4 protein-coding genes are annotated in these 4,263 nt (G+C 63.7%); 1 reads left to right on the top strand and 3 read right to left on the bottom strand.

The annotated features are described in order from the left end of the window. The 3 genes from EOD15_RS29775 to betI form a co-directional block, all read right to left on the bottom strand. Nucleotides 1-913, bottom strand: a 913-nt coding sequence (locus EOD15_RS29775) for a threonine/serine dehydratase (protein WP_148129700.1), incomplete at its 3' end; no start/stop codon positions are given. Then, a complete protein-coding gene (betC, locus tag EOD15_RS29770) occupies nt 913-2,442 on the bottom strand; it encodes a choline-sulfatase (RefSeq protein WP_127409097.1) in 1,530 nt (509 codons plus the stop codon). The genes betC and EOD15_RS29775, both read right to left, overlap by 1 nt. Then, nucleotides 2,439-3,029: a transcriptional regulator BetI gene (gene betI / locus EOD15_RS29765; protein ID WP_127322783.1), complete on the bottom strand. Its 591-nt coding sequence runs from the start codon at nt 3,027-3,029 to the stop codon at nt 2,439-2,441. Before betI ends, betC begins: the two co-directional genes overlap by 4 nt. Before the next feature lie 203 nt (nt 3,030-3,232). Between betI and EOD15_RS29760 the strand changes: the two genes are divergently transcribed. Continuing rightward, the coding region (locus EOD15_RS29760; RefSeq protein ID WP_127409096.1) for an acetyl-CoA acetyltransferase at nt 3,233-4,263 on the top strand (1,031 nt) is incomplete at its 3' end.

Raw genomic sequence — 4,263 nt, 5'->3', positions numbered from 1 at the left:
CCTTGCCGCCGAGCAGTGCGGCGAGCGAGGCGGCCCCCGAGGGCTCGAGCACCAGCTTCATGCGCTCGAAGGCGATCCGCATGGCGCTGCGCACCGATTGGTCGTCGACGGTGATGCCGCGAACACCGGCGGTCTTGACTGCCGCGAAAGGCGCGTCGCCCGGCCGTCGCGACATCAGCCCGTCGCAGATCGACTTCGGCCCGATCGGCATCGTCTCGATGCTGCCATGTGCCAGCGACGAGCCCATGCCGTTGAAACCTTCAGGTTCGACGCCGATGATCTCAGTGGCGGGCGACAGATAGTGGAAGGCGAGCGAAACGCCGCCGATCAGCCCACCGCCACCGACCGAGCAGAACAAAAGATCGGCGCTGGCGCCTTTGGCTTCGAGTTGGTCAAGCGCTTCGAGGCCGGCGCCCGCCTGGCCGGCAACGATCTCCGGATCGTCAAATGGATGCAGCAGGGCCAAGCCTTCGGTCTCGGCGATCTCGCGTGCCTTGGCGGCGGCGACTTCCTCACGCGCGCGTTCGCCATGGTCGGTCAGCACGACGCGGGCACCATAGCCGGCCGTAGCATCACGCTTGGCGGTCGGTGCGTCGATCGGCATGACGATGGTGACGGGAATGCCGAGCGCCTGGCCGGCAGCCGCCAGCCCTTGCGCGAAATTGCCGGAGGAGTAGGCGACGACGCCTTTCCTGGCCTCATCAGTGGAAAGCTGCTTCAGGCGCCAATAGGCGCCGCGCACCTTGAACGATCCGGCCCATTGCAGCGATTCCGGCTTGATGAAGACGCGGGCCGCACCCGTCTGGCGGGCCAGTGCCGCCGATTCCAGCAGCGGTGTGATCTGCGTCGCCCTGGAGGTGACGGCATAGGCCTGCTTGAGGTGGTCGAGGGAGGGGACGAGAAGGTCTGACATCATTCGCCTCGCGGATACCTTTTGCTCTCTTCGAGATTGTCGAGGTTCATGTGATTGCGCATGTAGCGCTCGGACGCTTTTTGCAGCGGCTGGAAATCCCAGGGGTAATAGGCGCCGTTGCGCAGCGCCGGATAGACGACCCAGCGGCGCGCCTGGCTTTCGCGGACAGCGGCGTCGAAGCCGGCCATGTCCCAGCGCGCCTGGACCTTGTCCATGAATGCCGCCACCAGGCCCGCATTGGCCGCGTCGTCGGCCAGATTGTCCCGTTCGAGCGGATCGGCTTCGAGATCGAACAGTTGCGGCGGATCGAGTTCACAATGGACGAATTTGTATCTGCCGTCGCGGATCGCAACCAAGGGCGCGTTGGACCCTTCGGCCGCATATTCCATCAGCACCGGCGCGGTGCGCTCAATACCCTTGGTGAGCGGCAGCAGCGACTGGCCGTCGGTCCACGGCGCGATTGCAGCGATGTCGATGCCGGCGAGGTCGCAAAGCGTCGGCGCCACGTCAAGATTGGAAACCGGCGTCTCGATCAGCCCGGCGTGAACGCCCTTGCCGGCAATCATCAGCGGCACGCGCGCCGAGCCCTCGAAGAAGCTCATCTTGAACCATAGGCCGCGCTCGCCGAGCATGTCGCCGTGGTCCGAGCAGAACAGGATGATTGTGTCGTCGGCCATGCGGGTGCGCTCGAGAACATCCAGGATCTCGCCCAGCTTGTCGTCGACATAGGAGATGTTGGCGAAATAGCCCTGCCGCGAACGACGCACCTGTTCCGGCGTGATCTCGAAGGAAGGATAGTCGCTGGCGTGGTACAGCCGCCGGGAATGCGCATCCTGCTCGTCATGCGCGATGAACCCGGTTTCCGGGTTCAACGCCTGGCAATGCTCATAGAGATCCCAATACTGCTTGCGCGCGACATAGGGATCGTGCGGGTGCGACAGCGAGACGGTGAGGCACCATGGCCGATGGCTCGCATCGTCCTGTTCGCGCGAAAGCTGATAGAGCTTCTGTGTGGCTAGGAACACGACCTCGTCGTCATACTCCATCTGGTTGGTGATCTCGGCAACGCCGGCGCCGGTCACCGAGCCCAGATTGTGATACCACCAGTCGATACGCTCGCCGGGCTTGCGGTAGTCCGGCGTCCAGCCGAAATCGGCAGGGTAGATGTCGGTCGTCAGCCGTTCCTCGAAACCGTGCAGTTGGTCCGGCCCGACGAAATGCATCTTGCCCGACAGGCAGGTGTAGTAGCCGGCGGCGCGCAGATGATGGGCGAAGGTCGGGATCGATGAGGCGAATTCGGCGGCGTTGTCATAGACGCCGGTGCGCGACGGCAATTGCCCGCTCATGAACGAGGCACGGCCCGGTGCGCAGAGCGGCGACGCCGTATAGTTGTTGGCAAAGCGCGCCGAACGCGCAGCCAACGCTTTCAGATGCGGTGTGTGCAGAAAATCCGCCGGGCCGTCCGGAAACAAGGTTCCGTTGAGCTGGTCGACCATGACGATCAGAAAATTGGGTCGCTTCGTTGTCACTGTTTGCGCCGCTCGCCAAGTTTTGTTTCGAGATAGTCCTCGACCAGCGCGATTGCGGTCGCGGCATCAGGCACGCCGTCTTTCAGCGCCCGCCTGATGTAGAGCCCGTCGATCATCGCCGCGGTCGCTTCGGCGGCGCGGTCGGCCTCGGCCCTGGGCAGGATGCCGACAAGCCCGCTCATCAGGTTCGAGTGCAGCCGCCGCGCATAGACCCTGAGCAGCCGGCGCAAGGCCGATGATTTCTGCGCCTCGACATAGAAGGCGAGCCAGGCGGCGATGGTTTCCGGCTGGAACTGGATGTCGGAGAAGTTGACGGCGACCACCGCCGAAACGCGCTGGCGCGCGGTACCAGCCGATTGAAGGGCGCGTCGCATGTCGATGGTCAGTTCGGCCAGGATGTGCCGCATCGTCGCCAGCAACAACTCGTCCTTGGCGCCGAAATAGTGATGGGCAAGAGCCGACGAAACCCCGGCGCGTCCGGCGATCTCGGACATGGTGACGTCGAGAGAGCCGCGCTCGCCGATCGCCGAGATCGTCGCGTCGATCAGCGCCTTGCGGCGCAGCGGTTCCATTCCGACTTTCGGCATCTCGCGATGATCCTTTGAGAAAAAAGGATTATTTTTTATTGACGCGTCAATCAACAAAAAAATCGACCGCGATCTTGGCTGTACCAAGCGATTGTCCGCCTCCCGCCCTTCACGAAGTGGGCAGGATTGTTTATATTTGAACAATAAAGGCGAAATGCGCCGTGAGCCCACATGTTAGGCTGGCGCCAAGGATGGAGACCGCCATGACCGCATGCATCGTTGGCTGGGCGCATTCGCGCTTCGGCAAGCTCGAGGGCGAAACGCTCGAAAATCTGATCGTCAAGGTGGCAACCGACGCGCTCGACCATGCCGGCATCGGTCCCGACGAGGTCGACGAGATCGTGCTCGGACATTTCAACGCCGGCTTTTCGGCGCAGGATTTTACCGCCAGCCTGGTGCTTCAGGCCGACGACCGGCTGCGCTTCAAGCCGGCGACGCGCGTCGAGAACGCTTGCGCCACCGGATCGGCCGCGGTCCGTCAGGGCATCCGCGCCATCGACGCCAATGCCGCCCGCATCGTGCTGGTGGTCGGCGCCGAGCAGATGACGACGACGCCGGGGCCGGAGATCGGCAAGAACCTGCTCAAGGCGTCCTATCTGCCCGAGGACGGCGAGACACCGGCGGGTTTCGCCGGCGTCTTCGGCAAGATCGCGCAGGCCTATTTTCAGCGCTACGGCGACCAGTCGGATGCACTGGCCATGATTGCCGCCAAGAACCACAAGAACGGCGTCGACAACCCCTATGCACAGATGCGCAAGGATTTCGGCTACGAGTTCTGCCGCCAGGAGAGCGAGAAGAACCCGTTCGTTGCCGGCCCACTGAAGCGCACCGACTGCTCGCTGGTCTCCGACGGCGCCGCCGCCCTTATCCTTGCCGACACCGCCACGGCGCTGAAGATGCGCCGTGCCGTTGCCTTCCGCGCCAACGAGCATGTGCAGGATTTCCTGCCGATGTCGAAGCGCGACATCCTGACCTTCGAAGGGTGCGAACAGGCCTGGAACCGGGCGTTGAAATCAGCCGGCGTGACGCTCGACGATCTGTCCTTCGTCGAGACGCATGACTGCTTCACCATTGCCGAACTGATCGAATACGAGGCGATGGGTCTTGCCAAGCCGGGAGAGGGGGCAAAGCTTGCGCTGGACGGCACAACGGCCAGGGATGGCCGCCTGCCGGTCAATCCATCCGGCGGGCTGAAGGCCAAGGGCCATCCGATCGGCGCCACGGGCGTGTCGAT

It is taken from the genome of Mesorhizobium sp. M7A.T.Ca.US.000.02.2.1 (genome assembly GCF_003996995.1).
Classification (GTDB): Bacteria; Pseudomonadota; Alphaproteobacteria; order Rhizobiales; family Rhizobiaceae; genus Mesorhizobium.
Note: the sequence above shows the minus strand (reverse complement) of the source record. Positions and strands in the feature narration are given on the sequence as shown.